Origin of the sequence: Tatumella sp. JGM118, assembly GCF_018257515.1 — a bacterium.
GTDB classification, from domain to species: Bacteria; Pseudomonadota; Gammaproteobacteria; order Enterobacterales; family Enterobacteriaceae; genus Tatumella; species Tatumella terrea.
Map to the genome: position 1 here is coordinate 16,825 of NZ_JAERJR010000005.1, position 24,661 is coordinate 41,485.

Annotated in this window: 37 protein-coding genes; 5 read left to right on the forward strand and 32 right to left on the reverse strand. The window is 50.3% G+C overall.

Translation table 11 applies throughout. The features are described from left to right. Positions 1-8: 8 nt before the first annotated feature. From rpsH to rpsJ, 16 genes are all read right to left on the reverse strand, one after another. On the reverse strand, positions 9-401 hold the full coding sequence (rpsH, locus tag JK223_RS06925) for a 30S ribosomal protein S8 (protein WP_212713480.1): 393 nt from the start codon (positions 399-401) through the stop codon (positions 9-11). A gap of 33 nt (positions 402-434) precedes the next feature. Next, positions 435-740 (reverse strand): 30S ribosomal protein S14, encoded by a 306-nt coding sequence (gene rpsN / locus JK223_RS06930; RefSeq protein ID WP_025902039.1) that lies wholly within the window; start codon positions 738-740, stop codon positions 435-437. Between the two features lie 14 nt (positions 741-754). Next, positions 755-1,294, reverse strand: a complete 540-nt coding sequence (rplE, locus tag JK223_RS06935) for a 50S ribosomal protein L5 (RefSeq protein WP_025902040.1) — start codon at positions 1,292-1,294, stop codon at positions 755-757. Positions 1,295-1,308: 14 nt separating this feature from the next. After that, a complete protein-coding gene (gene rplX / locus JK223_RS06940) occupies positions 1,309-1,623 on the reverse strand; it encodes a 50S ribosomal protein L24 (protein ID WP_025902041.1) in 315 nt (104 codons plus the stop codon). 10 nt (positions 1,624-1,633) lie between these two features. After that, positions 1,634-2,005 carry a 50S ribosomal protein L14 gene (gene rplN, locus JK223_RS06945; RefSeq protein ID WP_025902042.1) on the reverse strand — a complete coding sequence of 124 codons (372 nt, stop codon included), beginning with the start codon at positions 2,003-2,005 and terminating at the stop codon, positions 1,634-1,636. A 167-nt stretch (positions 2,006-2,172) separates the two neighbouring features. Further along, positions 2,173-2,427 (reverse strand): 30S ribosomal protein S17, encoded by a 255-nt coding sequence (gene rpsQ, locus JK223_RS06950; RefSeq protein WP_025902043.1) that lies wholly within the window; start codon positions 2,425-2,427, stop codon positions 2,173-2,175. Beyond that, positions 2,427-2,618, reverse strand: a complete 192-nt coding sequence (gene rpmC, locus JK223_RS06955) for a 50S ribosomal protein L29 (RefSeq protein WP_212713481.1) — start codon at positions 2,616-2,618, stop codon at positions 2,427-2,429. Before rpmC ends, rpsQ begins: the two co-directional genes overlap by 1 nt. Next, on the reverse strand, positions 2,618-3,028 hold the full coding sequence (rplP, locus tag JK223_RS06960) for a 50S ribosomal protein L16 (RefSeq protein WP_025902045.1): 411 nt from the start codon (positions 3,026-3,028) through the stop codon (positions 2,618-2,620). Before rplP ends, rpmC begins: the two co-directional genes overlap by 1 nt. Before the next feature lie 12 nt (positions 3,029-3,040). Then, positions 3,041-3,742: a 30S ribosomal protein S3 gene (gene rpsC / locus JK223_RS06965; protein ID WP_025902046.1), complete on the reverse strand. Its 702-nt coding sequence runs from the start codon at positions 3,740-3,742 to the stop codon at positions 3,041-3,043. Positions 3,743-3,759: 17 nt separating this feature from the next. Continuing rightward, on the reverse strand, positions 3,760-4,092 hold the full coding sequence (gene rplV, locus JK223_RS06970; protein WP_025902047.1) for a 50S ribosomal protein L22: 333 nt from the start codon (positions 4,090-4,092) through the stop codon (positions 3,760-3,762). A gap of 14 nt (positions 4,093-4,106) precedes the next feature. Then, positions 4,107-4,385 carry a 30S ribosomal protein S19 gene (rpsS, locus tag JK223_RS06975; RefSeq protein ID WP_001138115.1) on the reverse strand — a complete coding sequence of 93 codons (279 nt, stop codon included), beginning with the start codon at positions 4,383-4,385 and terminating at the stop codon, positions 4,107-4,109. Between the two features lie 16 nt (positions 4,386-4,401). Then, positions 4,402-5,223 carry a 50S ribosomal protein L2 gene (rplB, locus tag JK223_RS06980; protein ID WP_025902048.1) on the reverse strand — a complete coding sequence of 274 codons (822 nt, stop codon included), beginning with the start codon at positions 5,221-5,223 and terminating at the stop codon, positions 4,402-4,404. A 17-nt stretch (positions 5,224-5,240) separates the two neighbouring features. After that, entirely contained in the window at positions 5,241-5,543 is a 303-nt protein-coding gene (rplW, locus tag JK223_RS06985; RefSeq protein ID WP_007891652.1) for a 50S ribosomal protein L23, read from the reverse strand. After that, on the reverse strand, positions 5,540-6,145 hold the full coding sequence (gene rplD, locus JK223_RS06990; RefSeq protein ID WP_212713482.1) for a 50S ribosomal protein L4: 606 nt from the start codon (positions 6,143-6,145) through the stop codon (positions 5,540-5,542). Before rplD ends, rplW begins: the two co-directional genes overlap by 4 nt. Positions 6,146-6,155: 10 nt before the next feature. Continuing rightward, positions 6,156-6,782, reverse strand: coding sequence for a 50S ribosomal protein L3 (gene rplC / locus JK223_RS06995; protein ID WP_025902051.1), 627 nt, complete (start codon positions 6,780-6,782; stop codon positions 6,156-6,158). A 31-nt stretch (positions 6,783-6,813) separates the two neighbouring features. Further along, positions 6,814-7,125: a 30S ribosomal protein S10 gene (gene rpsJ, locus JK223_RS07000; RefSeq protein ID WP_001181005.1), complete on the reverse strand. Its 312-nt coding sequence runs from the start codon at positions 7,123-7,125 to the stop codon at positions 6,814-6,816. A 377-nt stretch (positions 7,126-7,502) separates the two neighbouring features. Between rpsJ and JK223_RS07005 the strand changes: the two genes are divergently transcribed. Next, the gene (locus tag JK223_RS07005; RefSeq protein ID WP_212713483.1) at positions 7,503-8,279 is read left to right on the forward strand and encodes an A24 family peptidase; all 777 of its coding nucleotides are present in this window, start codon (positions 7,503-7,505) and stop codon (positions 8,277-8,279) included. Here JK223_RS07005 and bfr read toward each other — a convergent pair. The 11 genes from bfr to fkpA all read right to left on the reverse strand — a co-directional run bounded on the left by bfr (position 8,257) and on the right by fkpA (position 16,483). After that, a complete protein-coding gene (bfr, locus tag JK223_RS07010; RefSeq protein ID WP_212713484.1) occupies positions 8,257-8,739 on the reverse strand; it encodes a bacterioferritin in 483 nt (160 codons plus the stop codon). The two genes, JK223_RS07005 and bfr, sit on opposite strands and share 23 nt — an antisense overlap. Before the next feature lie 104 nt (positions 8,740-8,843). Then, positions 8,844-9,038 (reverse strand): bacterioferritin-associated ferredoxin, encoded by a 195-nt coding sequence (gene bfd, locus JK223_RS07015; RefSeq protein ID WP_212713485.1) that lies wholly within the window; start codon positions 9,036-9,038, stop codon positions 8,844-8,846. 165 nt (positions 9,039-9,203) lie between these two features. Beyond that, positions 9,204-10,388 carry an elongation factor Tu gene (gene tuf, locus JK223_RS07020; protein WP_111678312.1) on the reverse strand — a complete coding sequence of 395 codons (1,185 nt, stop codon included), beginning with the start codon at positions 10,386-10,388 and terminating at the stop codon, positions 9,204-9,206. Positions 10,389-10,455: 67 nt separating this feature from the next. Next, positions 10,456-12,570, reverse strand: coding sequence for an elongation factor G (gene fusA, locus JK223_RS07025; RefSeq protein ID WP_212713486.1), 2,115 nt, complete (start codon positions 12,568-12,570; stop codon positions 10,456-10,458). A gap of 93 nt (positions 12,571-12,663) precedes the next feature. After that, positions 12,664-13,134, reverse strand: a complete 471-nt coding sequence (gene rpsG, locus JK223_RS07030; protein WP_025901459.1) for a 30S ribosomal protein S7 — start codon at positions 13,132-13,134, stop codon at positions 12,664-12,666. Between the two features lie 96 nt (positions 13,135-13,230). Continuing rightward, positions 13,231-13,605 carry a 30S ribosomal protein S12 gene (gene rpsL, locus JK223_RS07035; protein WP_003852912.1) on the reverse strand — a complete coding sequence of 125 codons (375 nt, stop codon included), beginning with the start codon at positions 13,603-13,605 and terminating at the stop codon, positions 13,231-13,233. A gap of 124 nt (positions 13,606-13,729) precedes the next feature. Further along, positions 13,730-14,017, reverse strand: a complete 288-nt coding sequence (tusB, locus tag JK223_RS07040; protein WP_212713488.1) for a sulfurtransferase complex subunit TusB — start codon at positions 14,015-14,017, stop codon at positions 13,730-13,732. A 13-nt stretch (positions 14,018-14,030) separates the two neighbouring features. Then, on the reverse strand, positions 14,031-14,390 hold the full coding sequence (gene tusC, locus JK223_RS07045; RefSeq protein WP_212713489.1) for a sulfurtransferase complex subunit TusC: 360 nt from the start codon (positions 14,388-14,390) through the stop codon (positions 14,031-14,033). Beyond that, positions 14,390-14,776, reverse strand: a complete 387-nt coding sequence (gene tusD, locus JK223_RS07050) for a sulfurtransferase complex subunit TusD (RefSeq protein WP_212713490.1) — start codon at positions 14,774-14,776, stop codon at positions 14,390-14,392. The genes tusC and tusD overlap by 1 nt, the downstream gene beginning before the upstream one ends. After that, a complete protein-coding gene (locus JK223_RS07055) occupies positions 14,776-15,498 on the reverse strand; it encodes a transcriptional regulator (RefSeq protein ID WP_212713492.1) in 723 nt (240 codons plus the stop codon). The genes tusD and JK223_RS07055 overlap by 1 nt, the downstream gene beginning before the upstream one ends. Before the next feature lie 166 nt (positions 15,499-15,664). Continuing rightward, entirely contained in the window at positions 15,665-16,483 is an 819-nt protein-coding gene (gene fkpA / locus JK223_RS07060) for an FKBP-type peptidyl-prolyl cis-trans isomerase (protein WP_212713494.1), read from the reverse strand. Between the two features lie 283 nt (positions 16,484-16,766). Between fkpA and JK223_RS07065 the strand changes: the two genes are divergently transcribed. After that, positions 16,767-16,985: a SlyX family protein gene (locus JK223_RS07065; protein ID WP_212713495.1), complete on the forward strand. Its 219-nt coding sequence runs from the start codon at positions 16,767-16,769 to the stop codon at positions 16,983-16,985. Positions 16,986-17,033: 48 nt separating this feature from the next. Here the strand turns inward: JK223_RS07065 and slyD are convergent, their stop codons facing one another. From slyD to kefG, 4 genes are all read right to left on the reverse strand, one after another. Next, complete coding sequence (gene slyD / locus JK223_RS07070; RefSeq protein WP_212713496.1) at positions 17,034-17,576, reverse strand: peptidylprolyl isomerase; 543 nt, start codon at positions 17,574-17,576, stop codon at positions 17,034-17,036. 189 nt (positions 17,577-17,765) lie between these two features. Further along, positions 17,766-17,960 (reverse strand): YheV family putative zinc ribbon protein, encoded by a 195-nt coding sequence (locus JK223_RS07075; protein ID WP_212713498.1) that lies wholly within the window; start codon positions 17,958-17,960, stop codon positions 17,766-17,768. 53 nt (positions 17,961-18,013) lie between these two features. Further along, entirely contained in the window at positions 18,014-19,828 is a 1,815-nt protein-coding gene (gene kefB, locus JK223_RS07080) for a glutathione-regulated potassium-efflux system protein KefB (protein WP_212713499.1), read from the reverse strand. Further along, on the reverse strand, positions 19,828-20,379 hold the full coding sequence (gene kefG, locus JK223_RS07085) for a glutathione-regulated potassium-efflux system ancillary protein KefG (protein WP_212713500.1): 552 nt from the start codon (positions 20,377-20,379) through the stop codon (positions 19,828-19,830). The genes kefB and kefG overlap by 1 nt, the downstream gene beginning before the upstream one ends. 126 nt (positions 20,380-20,505) lie before the next feature. On the opposite strand from kefG, the gene JK223_RS07090 reads away from it, so the two are divergent. After that, the gene (locus tag JK223_RS07090) at positions 20,506-22,413 is read left to right on the forward strand and encodes an ABC transporter ATP-binding protein (protein ID WP_212713502.1); all 1,908 of its coding nucleotides are present in this window, start codon (positions 20,506-20,508) and stop codon (positions 22,411-22,413) included. A 292-nt stretch (positions 22,414-22,705) separates the two neighbouring features. On the opposite strand, the gene JK223_RS07095 is transcribed toward JK223_RS07090, so the two are convergent. Then, positions 22,706-23,314: a LysE family translocator gene (locus tag JK223_RS07095; protein ID WP_212713503.1), complete on the reverse strand. Its 609-nt coding sequence runs from the start codon at positions 23,312-23,314 to the stop codon at positions 22,706-22,708. 58 nt (positions 23,315-23,372) lie between these two features. Between JK223_RS07095 and JK223_RS07100 the strand changes: the two genes are divergently transcribed. Both JK223_RS07100 and JK223_RS07105 read left to right on the forward strand, forming a co-directional pair. Further along, entirely contained in the window at positions 23,373-24,395 is a 1,023-nt protein-coding gene (locus JK223_RS07100) for a hydrolase (protein ID WP_212713504.1), read from the forward strand. After that, positions 24,392-24,616: a YheU family protein gene (locus tag JK223_RS07105; protein ID WP_025901473.1), complete on the forward strand. Its 225-nt coding sequence runs from the start codon at positions 24,392-24,394 to the stop codon at positions 24,614-24,616. Before JK223_RS07100 ends, JK223_RS07105 begins: the two co-directional genes overlap by 4 nt. Positions 24,617-24,661 lie beyond the last annotated feature (45 nt).

Consider the following 24,661-nt stretch of genomic DNA (forward strand, 5'->3'; position numbering starts at 1 on the left):
TCCTCCGATTAAGCTACGTAGCAGATAATTTCGCCGCCAAGACCAGCCTGGCGCGCTGCACGATCAGTCATAACACCTTTAGAAGTAGAAACAACTGCGATACCCATCCCTGCCATGATTTTTGGCAGTTCGTCTTTGCGCTTATAAATACGCAGACCTGGACGGCTTACACGCTGAATGCTTTCTACAACAGCCTTGCCCTGGAAATACTTAAGAGTTAATTCCAGTTCTGGCTTGATGTCGCCTTCGATTTTAAAATCTTCAATATAACCTTCTTCCTTCAGCACGTTGGCAATTGCCACTTTCAGCTTGGAGGAAGGCATGGTGACCGCAACTTTGTTCGCGGTCTGACCGTTACGGATACGGGTCAGCATATCCGCGATCGGATCTTGCATGCTCATCAGTCTTTACTCCCGTGATTCAATTGGTGACAATTACCAGCTAGCCTTTTTCAAGCCAGGTACTTCACCGCGCATGGCGGCTTCACGTAACTTGATGCGGCTCAACCCGAACTTACCTACATAGCCATGTGGACGGCCAGTTTGGCGGCAGCGGTTACGCTGACGGGACGGGCTGGAATCACGCGGCAGAGCCTGAAGCTTAAGAACAGCATTCCAACGATCTTCGTCAGAAGCGTTCACATCAGAGATGATCGCTTTCAGTTCAGTGCGTTTCGCGAAGAACTTGTCTGCTAATTTTACACGCTTAACTTCGCGTGCTTTCATAGATTGCTTAGCCATGAATTAACCCTACCTTACTTGCGGAACGGGAAGTCAAAGGCTGCCAGCAGAGCACGGCCTTCATCATCAGATTTCGCAGTAGTGGTAATGGTAATATCCAAACCACGGACGCGATCGACTTTATCGTAATCGATTTCTGGGAAGATGATCTGCTCACGGACACCCATGCTGTAGTTACCACGACCGTCGAAAGACTTCGCAGATAAACCACGGAAGTCACGGATACGAGGTACAGCAATGATGATCAGGCGCTCAAGGAACTCCCACATACGCTCGCCGCGCAGAGTTACTTTACAGCCGATCGGATAGCCCTGACGGATTTTGAAGCCTGCAACAGATTTGCGTGCTTTGGTGATCAACGGCTTTTGACCGGAGATTGCTGTCAGATCCGCTGCTGCATTGTCCAGCAGTTTCTTGTCAGCGATCGCTTCACCAACACCCATGTTCAGGGTGATCTTCTCGACCCGAGGGACTTGCATGACTGAATTGTAGTTAAACTCAGTCATGAGTTTCTTAACTACTTCGTCTTTGTAGTAATCATGCAGTTTCGCCATCGTACTACTCCAAATTACTTGATAGTTTCGCTGTTAGACTTGAAGAAACGGACTTTTTTGCCGTCTTCGAATCTAAAGCCTACACGGTCAGCCTTACCGGTTGCCGCATTGAAAAGTGCAACGTTAGAAACCTGAATAGCAGCTTCTTTTTCAACGATGCCACCTGGTTGGTTCAGGGCCGGGACCGGCTTCTGATGTTTCTTAACCAGGTTGATACCTTCAATGATGACTTTGCCAGAAGACAAAACATTTTTTACTTTACCGCGTTTACCTTTATCTTTACCGGTAAGCACGATAACTTCGTCGTTGAGACGGATTTTCGCTGCCATGATTCGCTCCTTAGAGTACTTCAGGTGCCAGAGAGATAATTTTCATGAACTTTTCAGTACGAAGTTCACGAGTTACCGGCCCAAAAATACGCGTTCCGACGGGTTGCTCGCTGTTATTGTTTAAAATAACGCATGCATTACCATCGAAGCGAATGACAGAACCGTCAGGGCGACGAACACCCTTCCTGGTGCGCACCACTACCGCCTTCAGGACGTCACCTTTCTTAACTTTACCACGTGGAATTGCTTCCTTGATGGTAACTTTAATAATGTCGCCGACGCCTGCGTAGCGACGGTGCGAGCCACCCAGAACCTTGATACACATTACGCGACGTGCACCGGAGTTGTCGGCGACGTTCAGCATAGTCTGTTCTTGGATCATTTTAGTGCTCCGCTAATGTCAACTACTACTTCGGGACCTAACTTCAGGTCGATTAAAAGCCCCATTATCGAGGGCGCGGCATTATAACACCGGTTCTCGTAGATGGGTAGAAAAAATGAACGGCTCAGACGAGCCGTTCATCTATTTTTCACAGAAAAGTGATTCTATTACAGAATCGCTTTTTCCACAATGCGAACAAGTGTCCAGGACTTAGTCTTAGACAGTGGACGGCATTCGCGGATAATTACCACGTCACCAATACCACATTCGTTGTTCTCATCATGGATGTGCAGCTTAGTCGTACGCTTAATGAATTTACCGTAAATCGGGTGTTTCACGAAACGTTCGATAGCAACAACCGCAGATTTCTGCATTTTGTCACTAACAACACGACCTTGCAGAGTACGGATTTTATCGGTCATTACGCACCCGCCTTCTCAGTCAGTAAAGTCTTAACGCGTGCAACATCACGACGAACCTGCTTCAGCAGATGGGTCTGCTGCAGCTGGCCGGATGCTGCTTGCATGCGCAGGTTAAACTGCTCACGCAACAGGTTAAGCAGCTCAGTGTTTAGCTCTTCAACACTTTTTTCACGCAGCTCAATTGCTTTCATTACATCACCGTCTTAGTTACAAAGGTGGTTTTGATAGGCAGTTTTGCTGCTGCCAGCTTGAATGCCTCACGGGCCAGCTCTTCTGATACGCCGTCCATTTCATACAGGACTTTACCAGGCTGGATTAGGGCAACCCAATACTCTACGTTACCCTTACCTTTACCCATACGAACTTCAAGCGGCTTCTCGGTAATTGGTTTGTCCGGGAATACACGGATCCAGATTTTACCTTGACGCTTAACTGCACGGGTCATAGCACGACGTGCTGCTTCGATCTGACGGGCAGTCAGACGACCACGGCCAACAGCTTTCAGACCGAAAGTACCGAAGCTAATATCCGTACCAGCAGCCAGACCGCGGTTACGGCCTTTGTGCACTTTACGGAATTTCGTACGCTTTGGTTGTAACATCAGCGACTCTCCTTACTTACGGCCTTTACGCTGCTGCTTTTTAGGTTGAGCAGCCGGTTTTTCCGATTGTTCAACAGCAGCCATACCACCCAGGATCTCACCTTTGAAGATCCATACCTTAACGCCGATTACACCATAAGTGGTGTGCGCTTCAGAGGTGTTGTAGTCGATGTCCGCACGCAGAGTATGCAATGGAACGCGACCTTCACGGTACCATTCAGTACGCGCGATTTCAGCACCGCCCAGACGGCCACTGACTTCAACTTTAATACCTTTAGCGCCCAGACGCATTGCGTTCTGTACAGCACGCTTCATAGCACGACGGAACATAACACGACGTTCCAGCTGTGAAGTGATGCTGTCAGCAACCAATTTAGCGTCCAGTTCCGGTTTACGGACTTCGGCGATATTGATCTGCGCAGGGACGCCAGCGATTTTCGCGACGACATTACGCAGTTTTTCTACGTCTTCACCTTTCTTACCGATAACGATACCAGGGCGAGCAGTGTGAATAGTCACACGGATGCTTTTCGCTGGACGTTCGATAACGATGCGAGATACAGACGCTTTTGCCAGTTCTTTATTCAGATACTGACGAACTTTAAAATCGCTGTCCAGGTTGTCAGCGAATTCGTTGGTATTTGCGAACCATGTAGAGTTCCAGGGTTTTACAATACCCAGGCGAATACCATTAGGATGTACTTTCTGACCCATTGCTAGTCTCCAGAGTCTCAGCGATCGGACACAACCACAGTAATGTGGCTGGTGCGCTTCAGGATGCGATCTGCACGACCTTTAGCACGCGGCATAATGCGCTTCATGCTAGGGCCTTCGTCGACGAAAATTTTCGTGACTTTCAGATCGTCGATGTCAGCGCCATCGTTGTGTTCGGCGTTAGCAATGGCAGATTCCAGGACTTTCTTAACCAGTAAGGCTGCTTTCTTATTGGTGTAGGTCAGGATATCCAGAGCCTGCGACACTTTCTTACCGCGTACAAGATCCGCAACCAGGCGAACCTTCTGAGCAGAAGAACGAGCATGGCGATGTTTAGCGATAGTTTCCATCTCTTCCTCCTACCTTATTTCTTCTTGGCTTTTTTATCAGCCGCGTGACCGCGATAAGTACGAGTCGGCGCAAATTCACCCAGCTTGTGTCCAACCATTTCGTCGGAAACAAAGACAGGTACGTGCTGACGACCATTATGGACAGCGATGGTCAAACCGATCATGTTAGGAAAGATCGTTGAACGACGGGACCAGGTGCGCAGGGGCTTCTTGTCACCGCTTTCCACCGCTTTCTCTACCTTCTTCAGCAAGTGCAGGTCAATAAAAGGACCTTTCTTGAGAGAACGTGGCATGGTTTATCCTCTAAAATTATTTGCTACGGCGACGTACGATAAATTTATCAGTACGCTTGTTGCTACGGGTCTTCTTACCTTTGGTCTGAACGCCCCACGGAGTGACCGGGTGCTTACCAAAGTTACGACCTTCACCACCACCGTGCGGGTGATCGACTGGGTTCATCGCAGTACCGCGAACGGTAGGACGAACACCACGCCAGCGAGTTGCACCTGCTTTACCCAGAACGCGCAGCATATGCTCAGCGTTACCGACTTCGCCCAGTGTTGCGCGGCAGTCAGCTTCGACTTTACGCATTTCACCTGAACGCAGACGCAGGGTTACGTAGGAACCATCACGCGCAACGATCTGCACGTAAGTACCAGCAGAGCGAGCAATCTGACCGCCTTTACCTGGTTTCATTTCTACGTTGTGTACAGTTGAACCGACCGGGATATTACGCATCGGCAGGGTGTTACCTGCTTTAATCGCAGCATCACTACCAGATTGGATCTGGTCGCCAGCTTTCAGACCTTTAGGGGCCAGGATATAACGGCGTTCACCGTCTTTGTACAGAACCAGTGCGATGTTCGCAGAGCGGTTCGGATCGTACTCAAGACGTTCAACGACAGCCGGGATACCATCTTTATTGCGTTTGAAGTCAATAATACGGTAAGCCTGCTTGTGACCACCACCGATATGACGGGTAGTGATACGACCGTTATTATTACGGCCACCGCTTTTGCTGTTTTTTTCCAGCAGCGGAGCAAAAGGTTTGCCCTTGTGCAGCTCAGGGTTCACCACTTTAACTACATGGCGACGACCCGGAGATGTCGGTTTACATTTAACAATTGCCATTGTTTCTCTCCTCCGACTTACTCTGCGCCGCCGACGAAGTCCAGATTCTGGCCTTCTTTCAGGGTGACGTAAGCTTTTTTCCAGTCGCTACGACGACCAATACGCTGTCCGTGACGCTTAACTTTCCCTTTAACAACCAGGGTGTTTACGTCTTTAACTTCAACTTCGAACAGCTTTTCTACGGCAGCAACGATCTCTGCTTTGGTTGCGTCTTTTGCAACTTTGAGAACGATGGTATTTGTTTTTTCCATCGCAGTAGACGCTTTTTCAGATACGTGCGGCGCGCGCACGACTTTCAGCAGACGTTCTTCACGGATCATGCCAGCATCTCCTCAACTTGCTTAACTGCATCAGCAGTCATAACGACTTTGTCGAAGGCGATCAGGCTAACTGGGTCAATGCCTGCTGCATCACGTACGTCAACCTTGAACAGGTTACGTGCTGCCAGGAACAGATTCTCATCCAGTTCACCGGTGACGATCAGTACATCTTCCAGAGCCATGTCTTTCAGTTTCTGTGCCAGCAGCTTAGTTTTAGGCGCTTCTACAGAGAACTGTTCGACAACGATCAAACGTTCCTGACGTACCAGTTCAGACAGAATGCTTTTCAGCGCTCCGCGGTACATCTTTTTGTTAACTTTCTGACTGTGATCTTGAGTCTTAGCAGCAAAAGTCACACCACCTGAACGCCAGATTGGGCTCTTAACAGAACCTGCACGTGCGCGGCCGGTGCCTTTCTGGCGCCATGGTTTTTTACCAGAGCCAGTAACTTCAGCGCGGGTCTTCTGACCACGGGTACCCTGACGGGCGCCTGCTGCGTAAGCGACAACAACCTGGTGTACCAGCGCTTCGTTAAAATCACGACCGAAGGTAGTTTCGGAAACAGTCAGCGCGCTCTGCGCGTCTTTCAATACTAATTCCATTGCTATCCCCTTACGCCTTAACAGCTGGTTTTACAATCAGGTCGCTACCGGTAGCACCGGGAACTGCACCTTTAACCAGCAGCAGGTTGCGCTCAGCGTCTACGCGAACGACTTCCAGGCTCTGAACGGTCACACGTTCGTTACCCAGCTGACCTGCCATTTTCTTGCCTTTGAACACTTTGCCCGGAGTCTGGTTCTGACCGATAGAACCCGGTACGCGGTGTGACAAGGAGTTACCGTGAGTTGCGTCCTGGGTACGGAAGTTCCAGCGCTTAACGGTACCTGCGAAACCTTTACCTTTAGAGGTGCCAGTTACGTCTACTTTTTTCACGTCAGCGAAGATATCAACACTGATGCTCTGACCAACGGTAAATTCTTCACCTTCGGTGCGGAATTCCCACAGGCCACGGCCAGCTTCAACGCCAGCTTTAGCAAAATGACCAGCTTCTGGTTTAGTTACACGGCTTGCTTTTTTAGCGCCGGTAGTCACCTGAATAGCCTGGTAACCATCGTTCTCCAGACCTTTGACCTGGGTAACACGGTTTGCTTCAACTTCGATTACGGTTACAGGGATAGATACGCCTTCTTCATTGAAGATGCGAGTCATGCCCACTTTCTTACCGACTAATCCAATCATTGTATCAACCTCTTAATCGCTCGTAACCTGATTAACCCAGGCTGATCTGCACATCAACACCGGCAGCCAGATCCAGACGCATCAGAGCATCAACGGTCTTTTCAGTTGGCTCGACGATGTCAACCAGACGTTTGTGAGTGCGAATTTCGTACTGATCGCGCGCATCTTTGTTAACATGCGGAGAAATCAGAACGGTAAAGCGCTCTTTACGAGTCGGCAGCGGGATTGGACCACGAACCTGCGCACCAGTGCGCTTGGCAGTCTCAACGATTTCCGCGGTTGATTGATCGATCAGACGATGATCAAACGCTTTAAGACGGATACGGATTCTTTGGTTCTGCATGAGACCAGAGCTCCAAACATTTTATAAACAAAAATAATTACTCCTCACACCCATTACGATTGATGGGGGAGTGTAATCGTTCAGCATATAACTCCCCAATCGGGAGTATTGTCAGGCGACGCAAATCGCGTGCCTGCGATTCTGCTCGAATCGCGCTGCTAATTTCAGCAAGCCCGCGCATTATACGTATATTTCAGCGCTTGGCAAGGGGTGCTTCGTTTTTAACCGATACTATTGCATCATCTCTCCGGCCCCGGAAGATAGTTTTGTACTGCGATGATACATCCCGGAACCCGGCACTCGCACTGTCATTTCCCCGCTTTGCCTCTGCAACCCCCTGCGGCACTCTTACGGGAGTCTCGTCTGCAAAGAGGTGTATGTTGCTACTCTTCATCTTTATTCTTGGCAGTATCCACGGAAGTTTCATCGCACTCCTGGCTGACCGTTATTTACCAGGTAAGTCCCTCCCCTGCTCTCTGCGGGCGCTGGTAATACCGCCCTCTTCCTGTACGCAGTGTCACCATCCGCTTGCCTGGTTCGAACTTATTCCCGTCATCAGCTTCATCGGATTATTGGGAGCCTGTCGCTATTGCCGGCAGGCTCTGCCCGTTCACCTGCTGTATATGGAAATCCTGACGGGGCTTTTTTGGCTATCGGTCAGTACGATCTTTCCTTCCCCTTTCCAATGGGCGGCAGCCTTACTCAATTATTCCTTGCTCTGTCTGCTGGCCAGTACCGACCGCCGGTATATGCTGCTACCGGACGGGATGGTATTTATTCTCCTGTGGTCCGGGTTGCTGCTTTCTCCGGCCTTTACTTATCCTGACCTGTACTCACGGCTATTGGGGGTCTGTTGCGGGTATCTTTTTTTGTATGTGATTAACCTGGGGTATCGTCACTACCGGTACAGGGAGGGGATCGGTGAAGGGGATATGAAATTGCTGGCGGCTATCGGGGCATGGAATGGCTGGCAGTCTCTGGCACCGGTTATCATCATCGCCTCCGCTTATGCGTTGTGCGAACTGATTTACCGGCGAACATTAATGACCAGTTTCCGGGATTCGCTCCCGCTACCGTTCGGATATTTTTTATCGATAGCGGGTGCATGCTGGTTTCTGGTGCAGAATCTGCCTATCCGGCTGCCTGCTCTTTAATCTGAGTCTGAATATAATTCTGTATACCCACGCGGGTAATCAATTCGAGCTCTGTTTCCAGCCAGTCGATATGGTGCTCTTCATCGGCAAGGATTTCTATCAGCAGATCCCGCGTCACATAATCATGGACTTTATCGGCATGGGCGATGGCTTCACGTAAATCAGTCGCACCTTCAAGTTCCAGGCTGAGATCTGACCGCAGCATTTCTTCCACATCCTCGCCGATGCGTAATTTTCCAAGATCCTGCAGGTTAGGGATACCTTCCAGAAATAAAATACGCTCGATGTATTTATCAGCATGTTTCATTTCATCTATCGACTCATGATACTCAATATCATTGAGCCGGCTCAGACCCCAGTTTCGGAACATACGGGCATGCAGAAAATACTGATTGATAGCCACCAGTTCATTACCGAGAAGTTTATTCAGATGAGTTATAACTTTCTTATCGCCTTTCATAGTACTTCCTCCGCTTCCAGTTACTTTCAGAGTAGTTGGGAGCTCCCGGAAGTCAAAAGACAGAAAGGCTATAAAGCAGGCGGTTTTCTTATAGATAAAAGAAGTCAGGCGGAGCGGAGATAGATGACCATTGAGTCCTGTTCATGCTCCAGTATTTGTCGTGCAGACCGCAGACATTTACCACACTGTGTTCCGACCGGGACAAAACGTTGTAATTCTTTCAGTGACGATGGCTGATGCTGACGGATAACCGCGCGGATAGATTTGTCGCTGATGCCATGACATAAACAAACATACATATTACAACCCTGACCTTACTGTATATTTTTCATGCACCATCATAGATGAGAATGGTTTGCATTACAATAAGGATTTTCATTTATGGCTTTGGTTCTCTGTCTGCAGCCATAAAAAAAGGGCGCTTATGCGCCCTTCTCATCAGGATGTTTCTAAACTATCGGCAATTAAGCGATAACTTTAGCAACAACACCTGCACCTACAGTACGACCACCTTCACGGATTGCGAAACGCAGACCGTCATCCATCGCGATTGGGTGGATCAGGGTAACAACCATTTTGATGTTGTCACCTGGCATTACCATCTCTACGCCTTCCGGCAGTTCGATGGTTCCGGTCACGTCAGTTGTACGGAAGTAGAACTGTGGACGGTAGCCTTTGAAGAACGGAGTATGACGGCCGCCTTCGTCTTTAGACAGAATATAAACTTCTGACTCGAACTGGGTGTGTGGTTTGATTGAACCTGGTTTAGCCAGAACCTGACCACGTTCGATCTCTTCACGCTTGATACCACGCAGCAGAACACCAACGTTCTCACCTGCCTGACCCTGGTCCAGCAGCTTACGGAACATTTCAACACCGGTACAGGTTGATTTCGCAGTATCTTTGATACCAACGATTTCAACTTCTTCACCGACTTTGATGATCCCGCGCTCTACACGACCGGTAACAACAGTACCACGGCCGGAGATTGAGAATACGTCTTCGATTGGCAGCAGGAACGGCTGATCGATAGCACGCTCTGGCTCAGGGATGTAAGAATCCAGGAAGCCAGCCAGCTCCAGGATTTTCTCTTCCCACTCACCTTCGCCTTCCAGTGCTTTCAGCGCTGAACCGCGAACGATTGGCGTGTCGTCACCCGGGAAGTCGTACTGTGACAGCAGGTCACGAACTTCCATTTCTACCAGTTCCAGCAGCTCTTCATCATCAACCATGTCACATTTGTTCAGGAACACGATGATGTAAGGAACGCCTACCTGGCGGCCCAGCAGGATGTGCTCACGGGTCTGAGGCATAGGGCCGTCAGTCGCAGCAACAACCAGGATAGCGCCGTCCATCTGTGCAGCACCGGTGATCATGTTTTTAACGTAGTCGGCGTGGCCCGGGCAGTCAACGTGTGCATAGTGACGGGTCGGGGTTTCGTATTCTACGTGTGAAGTATTGATGGTAATACCACGTGCTTTTTCTTCAGGCGCGTTATCGATCTGCGCGAAGTCACGTGCAGCACCGCCGTAGTGTTTAGCCAGTACGGTAGTGATTGCTGCAGTCAGAGTGGTTTTACCGTGGTCAACGTGGCCGATAGTACCGACGTTAACGTGTGGTTTGTTACGTTGAAATTGCTCTTTCGCCATGGCGATATTCCTTACGTTATGCCTTCATCATCTGATGAAGGCATCTGTTCAAAATTAAACCGTGGTATTACTTACCACGAGCTTCAATAACGGCCTGCGCAACGTTGTTTGGCGCATCGTCATACTTCAGGAACTCCATGGAGTAAGAAGCACGACCTTTGGTCAGTGAACGCAGCTGAGTTGCATATCCGAACATTTCAGACAGCGGAACTTCTGCGTGAATCTCAACGCCAGTTGCGTTAGATTCCTGCCCTTTAAGCATACCACGACGTCTGCTCAGGTCACCGATGACATCACCGGTGTTTTCTTCCGGAGTTTCTACTTCAACCTTCATGATTGGCTCAAGCAGAACCGGAGTTGCTTTCTTGAAGCCATCTTTAAAGGCGATAGAAGCCGCCAGTTTAAACGCCAGCTCAGAGGAGTCAACGTCATGGTAAGAACCAAAGTGCAGACGAACACCCAGATCTACTACCGGGTAACCCGCCAGTGGACCTGATTTCAGCTGCTCCTGGATACCTTTATCAACCGCAGGGATGTATTCCGTTGGGATTACACCACCTTTGATGTCGTTGATAAATTCGTAACCATCCGGGTTCTTACCTGGCTCCAGCGGGTACATGTCGATAACAACATGACCGTACTGACCACGACCACCAGACTGCTTGGCGTGTTTACCTTCGATATCGGTGACTTTAGCGCGGATAGCTTCACGGTAAGCAACCTGTGGTTTACCCACGTTCGCTTCGACGTTAAATTCACGCTTCATACGGTCAACGATAATATCCAGGTGCAACTCACCCATACCAGCGATGATAGTCTGGTTAGATTCTTCATCAGTCCATACACGGAAAGATGGATCTTCTTTAGCCAGACGACCCAGAGCCAGACCCATTTTTTCCTGGTCAGCTTTGGTTTTTGGTTCAACGGCGATAGAGATTACCGGCTCAGGGAATTCCATACGCTCCAGAATGATCGGCGCGCTTGGATCACACAGGGTATCACCAGTAATCACATCTTTCAGACCGATAGCTGCGGCGATATCGCCCGCACGGACTTCGCTGATTTCTTCACGCTTGTTAGCGTGCATCTGAACGATACGGCCGAAACGCTCACGTGCAGATTTTACTGAGTTCAGTACGGTGTCACCGGAGTTAACAATACCGGAATAGACACGGAAGAACGTCAGGTTACCAACGAACGGGTCGTTAGCAATTTTAAATGCCAGTGCTGAGAACGGTTCGTTATCATCAGCGTGACGCTCTGCAGGAGTATCTTTACCGTCATCCAGCATACCTTTAATCGCAGGTACGTCAGTCGGAGATGGCAGGTACTCGATAACTGCATCCAGCATCGCCTGAACACCTTTGTTCTTAAATGCAGAACCACAGGTCACCAGGATGATTTCGTTGTTCAGAACGCGCTGACGCAGAGCTTGTTTGATCTCTTCTTCAGTCAGTTCTTCACCGCCGAGGTATTTCTCCATCAGCTCTTCAGAAGCTTCTGCAGCGGCTTCAACCAGGTTCTGGTGCCACTCGTCAGCCAGATCGACCAGATCAGCAGGGATTTCTTCGTATTCGAAGGTTACACCTGCGTCTGCTTCGTTCCAGTTGATGGCTTTCATTTTCACCAGGTCAACAACACCGGTGAAGCCTTCTTCTGCACCGATTGCCAGCTGCAATGGAACAGGGTTAGCACCCAGACGGCTTTTGATCTGGCCAACAACTTTCAGGAAGTTAGCACCCATACGGTCCATTTTGTTAACGAACGCGATACGTGGAACTTTATATTTGTTCGCCTGACGCCATACAGTCTCAGACTGAGGCTGAACGCCGCCGACCGCGCAGTAAACCATGACTGCACCATCCAGAACACGCATTGAACGCTCTACTTCGATAGTAAAGTCAACGTGTCCCGGGGTATCAATGATATTGACGCGGTGTGGTTCAAATTGTTTTGCCATACCAGACCAGAAAGCGGTGGTAGCAGCGGAGGTGATAGTAATACCACGTTCCTGCTCCTGAGCCATCCAGTCCATGGTTGCAGCACCATCATGAACTTCACCGATTTTATGGTTTACACCGGTGTAGAACAGAATACGCTCGGTAGTTGTGGTTTTACCGGCGTCGATGTGTGCACTGATACCAATGTTACGGTAGCGGGCAATGGGTGTTGTACGAGCCATTTGATTCCTCTGATTCTCGGACGTTCATTGTAAGTAAACCACGGCGGGTTTGCTTCAGAAGCGTCCGCCGGGTTAACAACTACACCGTGGTGATTACCAGCGGTAGTGAGCGAACGCCTTGTTGGCTTCAGCCATACGGTGAACGTCTTCACGTTTCTTAACTGCAGTACCTTTGTTTTCTGCAGCATCAGAAAGTTCGTTCGCCAGGCGTAAAGCCATAGATTTATCACCGCGTTTACGAGCAGCTTCTACGATCCAACGCATTGCCAGGGCATTACGACGAACCGGACGGACTTCAACCGGAACCTGATAAGTAGAACCACCGACACGGCGGGATTTAACTTCTACTGTAGGACGCACGTTTTCGAGAGCTACATCGAATGCTTCCAGTTCAGATTTACCGGAGCGCTGAGCCAGGGTCTCAAGCGCAGTATAAACGATAGATTCTGCAGTAGATTTTTTACCGTCTACCATCAGAATGTTTACAAATTTGGCCAGTAATTCAGATCCGAACTTAGGATCTGGCAGGATTTTACGTTGACCAATAACACGACGACGTGGCATGGAAATTCTCCGTTGATAATTCAGGATTGTCCAAAACTCTACGAGTTTATTCTGACATTTATATTAAAACGTTTGGCCTTACTTAACGGAGTTCCATTAAGCCTTTGGCTTCTTCACACCGTACTTAGAACGCGCTTGCTTACGGTCTTTAACACCTGAACAGTCAAGTGCACCGCGAACAGTGTGGTAACGCACACCTGGCAAGTCTTTAACACGACCGCCACGGATCAGGATCACGGAGTGTTCCTGCAGGTTATGACCTTCACCACCGATGTACGAAGTCACTTCGAAACCGTTGGTCAGGCGAACACGACATACTTTACGCAGTGCGGAGTTCGGTTTTTTAGGAGTGGTAGTATATACACGAGTACAAACACCACGTTTCTGCGGGCAGGCTTCCAGCGCAGGCACGTTGCTTTTTGCAACTTTGCGTACGCGTGGTTTGCGAACCAGCTGGTTAACTGTTGCCATTAAATAGCTCCTGGATTTAGCTTTTGCTTCGTAAACACGTAATAAATCGCCTCGTATTTCTACGAGGACGCAGAATTTTAGGGCCACGCCTAAAAGGTGTCAAGAAATAACCAATACTTCTGTGCTACCAGGCGAGCTGTTGTGGGTGACGAATCGTTAATTCAACGAACCCATTATAGCCTACCTTGTGCATATTGGGTGAAATTTGTTCAGCCAGGCCGCGGGCCTGAAGGTCATCTTCCAGCACATAAATTGTTGCGGGGGATGCCAGCAGCATTTCCGCGAAAGGATTACCTTTAAGGGCTGCCAGTACGCCATCCTGTAACAGTAAGACGTCATCATCCGCGCCCAGCAATGAGATACGGCCCGTAACATCACTCTGCCAGGGTGAATGCATTAATGTATGTAACATGGGTAGTTTTATCTCAGAAGGTGACGATTCTGTCGTAATTATTCAGACAATGCCTTAACGCCATTGGTTCCAGGATTTCCGCATTCAGTATCCATGCCGTCTCCTCCGGGATCCCCCGACGGGTCAGCGACGCCTTACATAAATAACATTGCTCAATGTCATAAAGTGATAATACACCGAACGTTGCCGCATAATGTCGTGACAAAATTTTATCAGGCTGCTGGCCCGGCAGTAACTGGAGGACACCGTCTCCCAGAAAAAACACTCCGCACTGATCATTCAGAGCAGCGGTGGCCAGCAACGCATCCAGCCCTTCCCGCCCTGCACTGCTACCATGCGGAGCCGAGGTGAAAATAAACGCGACACGATTCATCAGAACTCTACCAGACGATCACAGGTTAATGCAGCTTCAGCAAAGGCGCCAAGGCCTGCCAGTACAAATCCTTGTTGCAGGTTTGCGACGGGTAACTGTAACCGGGCCGCCTCTGCGGAATCAATGACCCCACGCCGTAACGCCGCGGCCACGCAGATATGCAAGCCGGTACCGTGCTGTTCATGCAGCTTTTGCCATTCCCGTACAATATCCACTTCGTCACTGGCGGGTGCCGTCAGCAGGTTGGCATTGAGAACGCCTTCACGGTAGAAGAACACCGTATCCAGTTGCTGGCCGGCAGCAAGAAGTGCACGGGCAAACAGCAGTGCACTGGTCGATTGCTGCGTCCCGTAAGGTGCGCCGGTCACCAGCAATGCATAGCGCATCAGCGATCGCCTCCCTGAAATTCACCGTTTTTAAACTGCCGGATATAGAGATATACCGTATGTTTGGAGATATCCAACCGATCGGCGACCTGATTAATCGCATCTTTAATATCGAAAATGCCTTTTTCATAGAGGTTCAGCACGATCTGTCTGTTCTTTGCATTATTCGCGACATTCCGGTCATTAGTGACCTCTTCTATCGTGAATTCCAATGTCTGAGCCACCAGGTCATCCACTGAACTGGCAAAATTCACGCTTGAATCTACCTGATGCAGTTCCGGAGGCATAAACGTCGACATAATCTGAGAGAACGGGACATCCAGATTCATGTTAATACACAATAAGCCGATAACCCGCTGCTCACGATTGCGAATGGCAATCGTCACCGATTTCATGAGTACCCCGCTCTTGGCGCGGGTAAAGTAGGCGCGGGAGACATTACTGTCTTCCCCCTGCAGGTCATGTAACATCCGCAGGGCCAAATCAGTGATAGGTGAGCCGACCTGTCTGCCGGTATGCTCGCCATTGGCGATACGTATTGCTGAGCACGTCAGGTTATCCAGAGAATGCAGCACAATTTCACAATGCGACCCAATCAGCATCGCCAGACCGTCTACGACCGACTCGTAAGATTTCAGGATCTCGTAGTCTGACGGTTCAAAAGACGGTTGCTCCGGAATTTCATAAACAGAGGCATCGCCAGGATTAAAAGGATTAGACATCACAGATATTACCCTACATAGCAGGAGCCTGTCATAAGCACTGCCGGGCAGACTCAAATAGTAAAAACATCAGAGGGATCAGTCTGGCAAATGTCGATGACATAAACCAGCGTTTTTATTCTGCGCGGGGGGAAGACACCGCCGCAGAGCGCGGCGGTGTAAAGTATTACTGGGCTGCTTTGGTCTGGCTGTCAGCTGTCGGTGCTTTAGCCGCATCGTCAGTTTTAGGTGCCGGTTTAACATCCAGTAATTCGACCTGGAATACCAGGGTGGAATTTGGCGGGATACCCGGAACACCGTTCTGGCCGTAAGCTAAGTCTGGCGGGATCACCAGCTCAATTTTACCGCCTTTCTTCACGTGCTTCAGACCTTCGGTCCAGCCAGGGATCACACCGTCAAGACGGAAAGTCAGAGGCTCGCCACGCTTGTAGGAGTTGTCGAACTCAGTCCCGTTGACCAGAGTCCCTTTGTAGTTGACGACAACCGTATCGCTGTCAACCGGCGCCGGGCCAGTCCCTTCTTTCTCTACTTTGTAAAGCAGGCCGCTGGCCGTTTTCTTCACGCCGCTTTCTTTCGCGAATTTCGCCGCGAATGCATCACCTTTTTCTGCATTCTCTTTCGCGTCTTTTTCCATTTTAGCCTGAGCTGCCGCTTTTACATTCCCTTCAAACGTTTTCAGGGTTTGTTCAATTTCAGCATCAGATAATTTGCTCTTACCTGCAAATGCATCCTGCACACCGGCAATCAGGAGTTTTTTGTCAAGCTTGATACCAAGCTTCTCTTGTTCCTTCAGAGAGTTGTCCATGTAACGACCCAGAGAGGCCCCCAGAGCGTAGGCCGATTGCTGTGACTGATCTTTAAATGCAGCATTGGTCGGTGCCTGCTCTGTGGTCGTTGTTGCTGATGTTGCAGCCATAACTGCAGGTGCATTCAGCGCAACAGCCAGGGTGGTCGCTAACAATGAGACTTTAAACAATGATTTCATCCATATCTCCCAACCGAAGTCCAGGACCCCGGTGATTGTTGTGTTTTAATTGCTCACACTATAACGGTATATGACAGTGTTAACACTGCCACCACAATGATTCTCTGTTAACCTCCGACCTTTTTTGCATCAGGAAGTTTCAAAGATTATTGGGGTATGAGAGTAAATTTCAAGTTTACAACGTGGCTGGTCTGCAAAATTCAGGTAATTTCCCTCCACCGGGACTCGAATAAAATGCCGGGATCGCGCATCATGGCGCGCAAAGAGACAGCGAGGAAAACTAATGCAGATAACCGAATGGGAAAAACATCTGGAAGCGCTTGAAAGCAAAATTGCTTTTCAGGAACTGACTATCGAGGAGCTGAACCAGACTGTGGTCCGGCATGAACTCGAGATGGCAAGATTACGTGAACAATTCCGTCTGTTAGCTGACAAGCTTAAGACAGCAGCACCGTCATTGGTTGCCCCGCAATCTGAAGAGATACCGCCCCCGCATTATTAATGCGGTCAACAAAAAGCCGCTCGTCAGCGGCTTTTTGTTCAGGACAGATTAGTGGTGGCAGCCGCAACCGCCAGTTCCGCAACCTTCCTGACCGTGATCATGGTCGTGGCCATGCTCATGACCATTTTCGCCGTGCACATGGCCGTGGGCCAGCTCTTCAGCGGTCGCTTCACGGATAGCAATGACTTCGACATTGAAGCTCAGGTTCTGGCCTGCCAGCATATGGTTGCCATCAACCACAACATAATCATCACCGACTTCGGTGATTTCAACCGGTACCGGGCCCTGATCGGTTTCAGCCAGGAAACGCATACCTACCTGCAGTTCATCAACACCGACAAAAACGTCTTTCGGTACACGCTGAACCAGGTTGTCATCATACTGACCGTACGCATCGTTGGCCGGGATGTTAACGTCAAACTTATCACCTGCTTCATGGTTTTCCAGTGCCTTTTCCAGACCAGAAATCAGGGAACCATGACCGTGCAGGTAATCCAGCGGTGCATTTGCAGGGGATTCATCAACTAATACCCCATCTTCTGTACGTACCTGATAAGCAAGGCTGACAACCAGGTCTTTTGCTACTTTCATGATATCTCCTAACCGTTGAGAGCTATATTCCCGTCTCATTGGTCTATTTTTGCCTGCAATAACACCAACCAGAAAGGTCCTGACCGGGAAAAACATAAACTGATTTCCTCTCCGGTCTTAGTGGTGGCAATTGTAACGAAATTCAATCCCTCTGTAAGTTACAGAGGGAAAAAAAACCTGATGCCCGCGCTATTCGGGCGTGAATACCCCGATAATTTTACCGGCCCCTGCATGTGTATCCGCTAACCGCTTATCCGCTTCACGCATCTGGTGACCACACTTTACGCATTCCACCACATCCACATTGTTTTCACGCCACATCGCCAGCGTATCGGTTTTCTGACAGTGCGGGCATACGGCGCCGGCAATAAATCGTTTCGCCATCCTGTACTCCTGTCGGTTGAAAGCCCTTCGACAGCACTCTCACCTCGGTCGTCTTATTCAAACTCATCCCAGCCATCCAGCTGTTGCTTTTCCTGCTGCATTTCGCGGTTGAAAATATCCTCCAGCTCGCGACGGGCTTCCCGTACCCGTGAGATTTGTCCGCTATCATCATGATTTGGCATCAGTTCACGTAGCATCCGCATATCGAGACGACGGAAATGAAGCTGCGCACGCATTGCCTGATGGGGATGCATACCCACAGAAACCAGTGTTTTCCGTCCAAGCTCCAGCGCACTGGAGAAGGTTTCGCGGCTGAACTGCGTCACCCCGGCCTGCAAAAGTTCGTGAGCTTCCACACGGCCGCGGGCGCGTGCAAGAATTTTCAGGTGCGGGAAATGGTGCTGGCACAACTGAACAATCGCCATCGCATCTTCCGGATCATTACAGGTGATGACGATAGACTCGGCCCCTTCTGCACCGGCAGCCCGCAATAATTCCAGTTCCGTCGCATCGCCGTAATAGACTTTATAACCATACTTACGCATCAGGCTGACCGCGCTGATATCCCGTTCCAGTACCGTTATCCGGGTATTATTGGCCATCAGCAGACGACCAACGACCTGACCGAAACGACCGAAGCCCACCACGATCACCTGAGGCTGATCATCCTCAACATAATGCTTCTCGCCATGGTCATCTTTTGAGTTATTGAAACGTCGAATCAGTATCTTATCGATACCCTGCATCAGTAACGGTGTCGTCATCATCGATAACGTCACGGTCACGAGTAACATCGGCAGTTGTTCGCCGGTAAACAGATGCACCGAGGAGGCCGCCGAGAAGAGCACAAACGCAAATTCCCCGCCCTGGCTCAATACCCCCGCAAACTGCAAACGTTCCGAACTGCGTAAACCATACACGCGGGCCAGGATGTACAGGACCAGCGCTTTAACCGCGACCAGCACCAGTACGGCGATAATCACCTCAGTGATGTGGGTGTAGAGCACGCCCAGGTTAAGTGCCATCCCGACCGAGATAAAGAACAGCCCCAACAGCAGTCCCTTAAAGGGGTCGATAGCCACCTCAAGTTCATGCCGGTATTCACTTTCGGCCAGCAGGATACCGGCGATAAAGGTCCCGAGCGCCATCGACAGTCCCAGCGCATCCATAAACAGCGCTGAACCGATCACCAGTAATAATGCCGCCGCGGTAAAAACTTCACGCACTGCCGAACCGGCAATAAAGCGGAAAATCGGACGCAGCAGAAAGCGGCCGCCAATCAGCATGCCCGCGAATGCCAGCACCTTCATGCCTACTTTTATCCAGTCCGTCGCCTGTCCGCCATCACTGCCCCCGGCAAGGAGCGGGACCAGGGCCAGAGCCGGGATCACCGCCAGATCCTGGAACAGCAGGACAGAAAAGCCAAGCTGACCGGACTCACTACGGTTCATGCCTTTATCGCGCATCAGCTGAATAGCCATCGCGGTAGAGGACATCGCCAGCCCGATACCGCCGATGACGGCACTCTGCCAGGAAAAATGTGTCAGCCAGAGCAACCCGCCCAGAATGGCCGCCGAAAAGATGACCTGGGCCGCACCGACCCCAAAAATAGAACGCCGGAGTTGCCAGAGTTTGGCCGGGTTCAGTTCCAGGCCGATGATAAACATCAGAAAAACTACACCCAGTTCCGAAAAATGCAGTATTTCGTCAACATCACTGATAAGCCCGACACCCCAGGGGCCGATAGCAATACCCGCAAGCAGATAGCCCAGTACCGCACCAATACCCAACCGGGCAGCAATAGGCACAGCAATGACCGCTGCCCCAAGATAAATTACACCCGCAGTTAACAGGCCTGGTCCCTGCATTAAATTACCCCCTGTGGTAATGGCTGGGCTAACCAGTCGCTGTAAGCACTGGCATACGTTGTCATCGCCTTGCCCGTCTGGCGTCTGGCGGAATAAATAATCATCGGTGTTAACCAATGCATACGACAGGCCTGTGCCGTCAGTTCAAAGGGCCGCATGATATCGCTCATCGGGTACCGGTTCAGGCCGTGCTGATGATAAGCGGTTTCCGGTTCACCGGTCGTTATCACACTGCGCCAGTACTTGCCGGCTAACGCCTGCTCGCCATTGCCGATCGCAAATCCGCGGGTCAGCACCCGGTCGAACCACTCTTTCAGTAACGCCGGGCAGCTATAAGTATAGAGAGGATGCTGGAAAATGATGATGTCATGTTCCCGCAGCAGTTGCTGCTCGTAATGGATATCGATAAAAAAATCAGGGTAGAACGCATAAAGGTCATGTACGGTTACGTTTTCCTGACGTTGTGCAGTCTTCAGCAGGATCCTGTTAGCGACTGACTCCTGTGATTCAGGATGGGCATAAAGAAGCAGGATTTTGGGCTGTGTCGACATTGTTCCCCTCCAAATCATCGTCACGGATAACTATTTCAGCTACCATGCAGCACATAACGAAATTTTCTGTTTAATCATTGGTTCACTTTAGCTGATAATTTAACATATTCTGACGAAACGGCGCTTATGATTGTCTTTTCTTCGCTACAAATACGACGCGGCACCCGCGTGCTACTGGACAATGCTTCCGCCACCATCAATCCCGGGCAAAAAGTTGGCCTGGTCGGTAAAAATGGCTGCGGAAAATCCACACTTTTATCCCTTCTGAAAGGGGAAACGTCCAGTGATGCCGGAAATGTCAGTTTTCCTTCGAACTGGGCTCTGGCCTGGGTAAATCAGGAAACTCCGGCCCTGGATCAACCGGCGATCGAGTATGTTATCGACGGTGACCGGGAGTTCCGCCATCTGGAATCGCAACTGGCTCAGGCAAATGCAGAAAATGACGGTAACCGCATTGCACTGCTGCATGCTCAGCTTGATACCGTCCAGGCCTGGACAATTCAGGCACGTGCGGCCAGCCTGCTGAATGGTCTGGGATTTACCCAACAGCAATTACAGGCCCCGGTGAAAGATTTCTCGGGAGGCTGGCGTATGCGTCTGAATCTGGCACAGGCGCTGATCTGTCGTTCAGATTTGTTGTTGCTTGACGAACCGACGAACCACCTGGATCTCGATGCCGTGATCTGGCTTGAACGCTGGCTGAAGAGTTATACCGGCACGCTGATACTGATCTCCCACGATCGGGATTTCCTTGATCCGACCGTGAATAAAATTTTGCATATTGAGCAGGAAAACCTGTTCGAATACACCGGTAATTATAGTGACTTTGAACGGCAGCGAGCCACCAAACTGGCCCAGCAACAGTCGCTTTATCAAAGCCAGCAGGCGAAAGTCGCCCATCTGCAACACTATATCGACCGTTTTCGCGCCAAGGCGACAAAAGCCCGTCAGGCCCAGAGCCGGATAAAAATGCTGGAGCGCATGGAGCTCATTGCCCCGGCACATGTGGATAATCCTTTCAGCTTCAGTTTTCTGCCTCCGGAGAGCCTGCCGAACCCATTACTGAAAATGGAGAAAGTCACCGCGGGCTATGATGACCGGGTGATCCTGAATTCGGTAAAACTTAATCTGGTTCCCGGTTCACGCATCGGGTTACTGGGACGCAACGGGGCGGGTAAATCGACGCTGATTAAGTTATTAGCCGGAGAGTTATCTCCTCAGCAGGGCGAAGTTTCTCTGGCGAAAGGCATTAAAGCAGGCTATTTCGCACAGCATCAGCTTGAATACCTGCGAGCAGACGACTCGCCGTTACAGCACCTTCAGCGTCAGGCCTCGCCGCAGGTCACCGAACAGCAGTTACGGGATTATCTGGGCGGCTTCGGGTTTCAGGGAGATAAAGTCACAGAGATGACAAAACGCTTCTCGGGTGGAGAGAAGGCCCGGCTGGTGCTGGCGTTAATTGTCTGGGAACGTCCTAATCTGTTACTGCTCGATGAACCGACCAACCATCTTGACCTGGATATGCGCCAGGCACTGACAGAAGCTCTGATCGATTATGAAGGCGCTCTGGTGGTCGTTTCGCATGACAGGCACCTCATCCGTGCGACCACTGATGATCTGTATCTGGTCGATGCCGGGAATGTGGATGTGTTCGATGGCGATCTCGAAGACTACCAGCAATGGCTGACGGAACAGCAGAAAAACAGCGTGGTCAAAGAGGCCCCTGCCGTTACTCAGGGCAATTCCGCCCAGGCCCGTAAAGATCAGAAACGTCGTGACGCCGAACTCCGTGCACTGACGCAACCGGTCAGGAAAAAAATCGAGAAAATCGAAAAGCAAATGGCGTTGTTACAGAATACCCTCAGCGAGAATGAAGCTTTACTCGGTCAGCAGGAACTGTACGATGCGGCCCGTAAAGATGACCTGACCACTGCCCTGAAGGTACAGGCTGAAAGCCAGTCAGCGCTGGACAGCTATGAAATGGAGTGGCTGGAACTTCAGGAGCAGCTGGAACAGATGCAGTCGGCAGACTAAGGCCCATCCCTGCACCTGATTGCTCCCCCCTGACACCGGGAGTCTGTGATCCCGGGTGAGTCAAACATGATAGCACGGACAGCTGCCGGCTACGCATTACGCCAGCCGGTGCTGTTAACTATTCAGCCGGTTCGATGAATAAAGACTTGCCTGTCTGCCGGGAAAACAATAAATTTGTCGCCGGGTTTTCAGGGAATATTCTGCATTATCAGCATACAATCCCCTGATATACTGGCTCAGGCCGTTATCTCCGCTGAGCCATGGCAGGAAAGCCTGCCGGGGCGATGGGTGTCTAAAGCCAGATCAGAATGACACAGGATGCGGTAAGCAGCCCCATAAAGACATTAAAGATTTTCCATGCCTGCGGGCTTTTAAGCCAGCGGCCAATCATCGTCCCAAAGCCCAGCCAAATGATACCGGCCACAAGGTTGACCAGAAACATCGCAAAACTGATGGCCAGTACAGACGAACGATATTCTGCTCCGGCAAGGCTGAAGCTGGCAACGGCGCCTAATGACATCAACCAGGCTTTAGGATTGATCAGCTGCAGCAGACCTCCCTGCCAGAATGGCATGGCTTTCCCGCTGTCCGGAGAAGGGTCTACCTCAAGAACTTCATAGGGGGCGCTGCCGATTTTCCATGAAAGCCAGAGTAAATAGAGACTGCCCGCAATTTTGAGCAATAAGTGCAGCGCCGGATAAATCAGAATAAGGCCGCCGATACCAAAAGCGACCAGCAGCAACATTATTTGCATACCCAGCATGATGCCAAGCATGAGCGGGAGACTGCGAACAAAACCAACGTTGGCACCGGATGCAGTAAGTAACATATTATTAGGGCCAGGTGTTATTGCGGCAACCCATAGGAAGCCAAGTAGTGAAAGAAATAACCCCATTTCCATGCGTGGCACCTTTCCTGTCTCAGGATGAAATTAAACCGTTTAAACTATACAGTGAGTTATGGATCAGACAAGTCCCGACAACATGAATAATTGTCGTACCCCGGATGAGCATTTCACACCGATTGCTCAACTGAAGAACCCTCACCTTCAGACGCTCCTGCCCAGGATCCTGAGACGTATCGTCCGGATCAAACCCTGCTGGCAGAGACTGGAATTACCTGATGGTGATTTTGTCGATCTTGCCTGGAGCGAAGACCCGGAACGTGCACGCCATAAACCTCGTGCCGTGATTTTTCATGGCCTGGAAGGCAGTATTAACAGCCCTTATGCCCATGGCCTGCTCTCTGCGATTAAAAAACAGGGATGGCTGGGGGTTGTCATGCATTTTCGCGGGTGCGGTAAAGCCCCTAATCGTATGACGCAAAGCTATCATTCCGGTGAAATCGGCGATGCCAGCTACTTTCTGCAGTGGTTACAGGATACCTATGGGAAGGTGCCTACGGCCGCCGTCGGATTCTCGCTTGGCGGTAACATGCTGGCCTGTCTGATGGGATCTCAGGGAAGTGATTGCCTGCTGGATGCCGGCGTCATCGTTTCTGCCCCGCTAATGCTTGAACCCTGCAGTTCAAAACTGGAACAAGGCTTCTCACGCTTTTATCAGTTTTACCTGTTGTCACAACTGAAGAAGAGCGCTCGGCGGAAAATGAAAGCCTACCCGGAATTACTGTCGGTTTCTCCTGAACGTTTGAAGAAAATCCACCGGTTACGTGATTTCGATGACGAGGTGACCTCGAAGATACATGGCTTTGCCGATGCGACCGACTATTACCGCCGGGCCAGTGGCATGCCCCTGCTTTCTGGCGTTGAAAAACCTCTGCTGATTATCCATGCACGGGATGACCCTTTTATGGTGCCGGACGTTATCCCGAATCCGGAGCATCTGTCGCCCAGCATTACCTACCAGCTCAGCCAATATGGCGGGCATGTCGGTTTTGTCAGCGGAACATTAACCCGTCCGGTCATGTGGCTGGAGAAACGGATCCCTCAATGGCTCTCGACCTGGCTGGATAAAAAAGCATGATTATTCCGTGGCAACAACTCAACCCTGAGACTCTGAATAACCTGATCGAATCGTTTGTCCTGCGTGAAGGCACCGACTATGGTGAGGAAGAACGAACGCTGGAAGAAAAAACGCAGGATATTCATCGCCAGCTGACAGCCGGTGAAATCGTGGTGGTCTGGTCTGAACTGAACGAATCGGTATCCTTAATGCAAGCCAGTACCTTCAGACAGAACAGATAAATTCTGCTCACCTGAGTGATGACAGACTCCGGCAGACATGCTAAC

Excerpts from the sequence above, each read along its gene's own strand:
- rpsH (WP_212713480.1), bottom strand. The coding sequence starts at position 401 with ATGAGCATGCAAGATCCGATCGCGGATATGCTGACCCGTATCCGTAAC.
- rpsN (WP_025902039.1), bottom strand. The coding sequence starts at position 740 with ATGGCTAAGCAATCTATGAAAGCACGCGAAGTTAAGCGTGTAAAATTA.
- rplE (WP_025902040.1), bottom strand. The coding sequence starts at position 1,294 with ATGGCGAAACTGCATGATTACTACAAAGACGAAGTAGTTAAGAAACTC.
- rplX (WP_025902041.1), bottom strand. The coding sequence starts at position 1,623 with ATGGCAGCGAAAATCCGTCTCAACGACGAAGTTATCGTGCTTACCGGT.
- rplN (WP_025902042.1), bottom strand. The coding sequence starts at position 2,005 with ATGATCCAAGAACAGACTATGCTGAACGTCGCCGACAACTCCGGTGCA.
- rpsQ (WP_025902043.1), bottom strand. The coding sequence starts at position 2,427 with ATGACCGATAAAATCCGTACTCTGCAAGGTCGTGTTGTTAGTGACAAA.
- rpmC (WP_212713481.1), bottom strand. The coding sequence starts at position 2,618 with ATGAAAGCAATTGAGCTGCGTGAAAAAAGTGTTGAAGAGCTAAACACT.
- rplP (WP_025902045.1), bottom strand. The coding sequence starts at position 3,028 with ATGTTACAACCAAAGCGTACGAAATTCCGTAAAGTGCACAAAGGCCGT.
- rpsC (WP_025902046.1), bottom strand. The coding sequence starts at position 3,742 with ATGGGTCAGAAAGTACATCCTAATGGTATTCGCCTGGGTATTGTAAAA.
- rplV (WP_025902047.1), bottom strand. The coding sequence starts at position 4,092 with ATGGAAACTATCGCTAAACATCGCCATGCTCGTTCTTCTGCTCAGAAG.
- rpsS (WP_001138115.1), bottom strand. The coding sequence starts at position 4,385 with ATGCCACGTTCTCTCAAGAAAGGTCCTTTTATTGACCTGCACTTGCTG.
- rplB (WP_025902048.1), bottom strand. The coding sequence starts at position 5,223 with ATGGCAATTGTTAAATGTAAACCGACATCTCCGGGTCGTCGCCATGTA.
- rplW (WP_007891652.1), bottom strand. The coding sequence starts at position 5,543 with ATGATCCGTGAAGAACGTCTGCTGAAAGTCGTGCGCGCGCCGCACGTA.
- rplD (WP_212713482.1), bottom strand. The coding sequence starts at position 6,145 with ATGGAATTAGTATTGAAAGACGCGCAGAGCGCGCTGACTGTTTCCGAA.
- rplC (WP_025902051.1), bottom strand. The coding sequence starts at position 6,782 with ATGATTGGATTAGTCGGTAAGAAAGTGGGCATGACTCGCATCTTCAAT.
- rpsJ (WP_001181005.1), bottom strand. The coding sequence starts at position 7,125 with ATGCAGAACCAAAGAATCCGTATCCGTCTTAAAGCGTTTGATCATCGT.
- JK223_RS07005 (WP_212713483.1), top strand. The coding sequence starts at position 7,503 with ATGTTGCTACTCTTCATCTTTATTCTTGGCAGTATCCACGGAAGTTTC.
- bfr (WP_212713484.1), bottom strand. The coding sequence starts at position 8,739 with ATGAAAGGCGATAAGAAAGTTATAACTCATCTGAATAAACTTCTCGGT.
- bfd (WP_212713485.1), bottom strand. The coding sequence starts at position 9,038 with ATGTATGTTTGTTTATGTCATGGCATCAGCGACAAATCTATCCGCGCG.
- tuf (WP_111678312.1), bottom strand. The coding sequence starts at position 10,388 with ATGGCGAAAGAGCAATTTCAACGTAACAAACCACACGTTAACGTCGGT.
- fusA (WP_212713486.1), bottom strand. The coding sequence starts at position 12,570 with ATGGCTCGTACAACACCCATTGCCCGCTACCGTAACATTGGTATCAGT.
- rpsG (WP_025901459.1), bottom strand. The coding sequence starts at position 13,134 with ATGCCACGTCGTCGTGTTATTGGTCAACGTAAAATCCTGCCAGATCCT.
- rpsL (WP_003852912.1), bottom strand. The coding sequence starts at position 13,605 with ATGGCAACAGTTAACCAGCTGGTTCGCAAACCACGCGTACGCAAAGTT.
- tusB (WP_212713488.1), bottom strand. The coding sequence starts at position 14,017 with ATGTTACATACATTAATGCATTCACCCTGGCAGAGTGATGTTACGGGC.
- tusC (WP_212713489.1), bottom strand. The coding sequence starts at position 14,390 with ATGAATCGTGTCGCGTTTATTTTCACCTCGGCTCCGCATGGTAGCAGT.
- tusD (WP_212713490.1), bottom strand. The coding sequence starts at position 14,776 with ATGCGCTATGCATTGCTGGTGACCGGCGCACCTTACGGGACGCAGCAA.
- JK223_RS07055 (WP_212713492.1), bottom strand. The coding sequence starts at position 15,498 with ATGTCTAATCCTTTTAATCCTGGCGATGCCTCTGTTTATGAAATTCCG.
- fkpA (WP_212713494.1), bottom strand. The coding sequence starts at position 16,483 with ATGAAATCATTGTTTAAAGTCTCATTGTTAGCGACCACCCTGGCTGTT.
- JK223_RS07065 (WP_212713495.1), top strand. The coding sequence starts at position 16,767 with ATGCAGATAACCGAATGGGAAAAACATCTGGAAGCGCTTGAAAGCAAA.
- slyD (WP_212713496.1), bottom strand. The coding sequence starts at position 17,576 with ATGAAAGTAGCAAAAGACCTGGTTGTCAGCCTTGCTTATCAGGTACGT.
- JK223_RS07075 (WP_212713498.1), bottom strand. The coding sequence starts at position 17,960 with ATGGCGAAACGATTTATTGCCGGCGCCGTATGCCCGCACTGTCAGAAA.
- kefB (WP_212713499.1), bottom strand. The coding sequence starts at position 19,828 with ATGCAGGGACCAGGCCTGTTAACTGCGGGTGTAATTTATCTTGGGGCA.
- kefG (WP_212713500.1), bottom strand. The coding sequence starts at position 20,379 with ATGTCGACACAGCCCAAAATCCTGCTTCTTTATGCCCATCCTGAATCA.
- JK223_RS07090 (WP_212713502.1), top strand. The coding sequence starts at position 20,506 with ATGATTGTCTTTTCTTCGCTACAAATACGACGCGGCACCCGCGTGCTA.
- JK223_RS07095 (WP_212713503.1), bottom strand. The coding sequence starts at position 23,314 with ATGGAAATGGGGTTATTTCTTTCACTACTTGGCTTCCTATGGGTTGCC.
- JK223_RS07100 (WP_212713504.1), top strand. The coding sequence starts at position 23,373 with ATGGATCAGACAAGTCCCGACAACATGAATAATTGTCGTACCCCGGAT.
- JK223_RS07105 (WP_025901473.1), top strand. The coding sequence starts at position 24,392 with ATGATTATTCCGTGGCAACAACTCAACCCTGAGACTCTGAATAACCTG.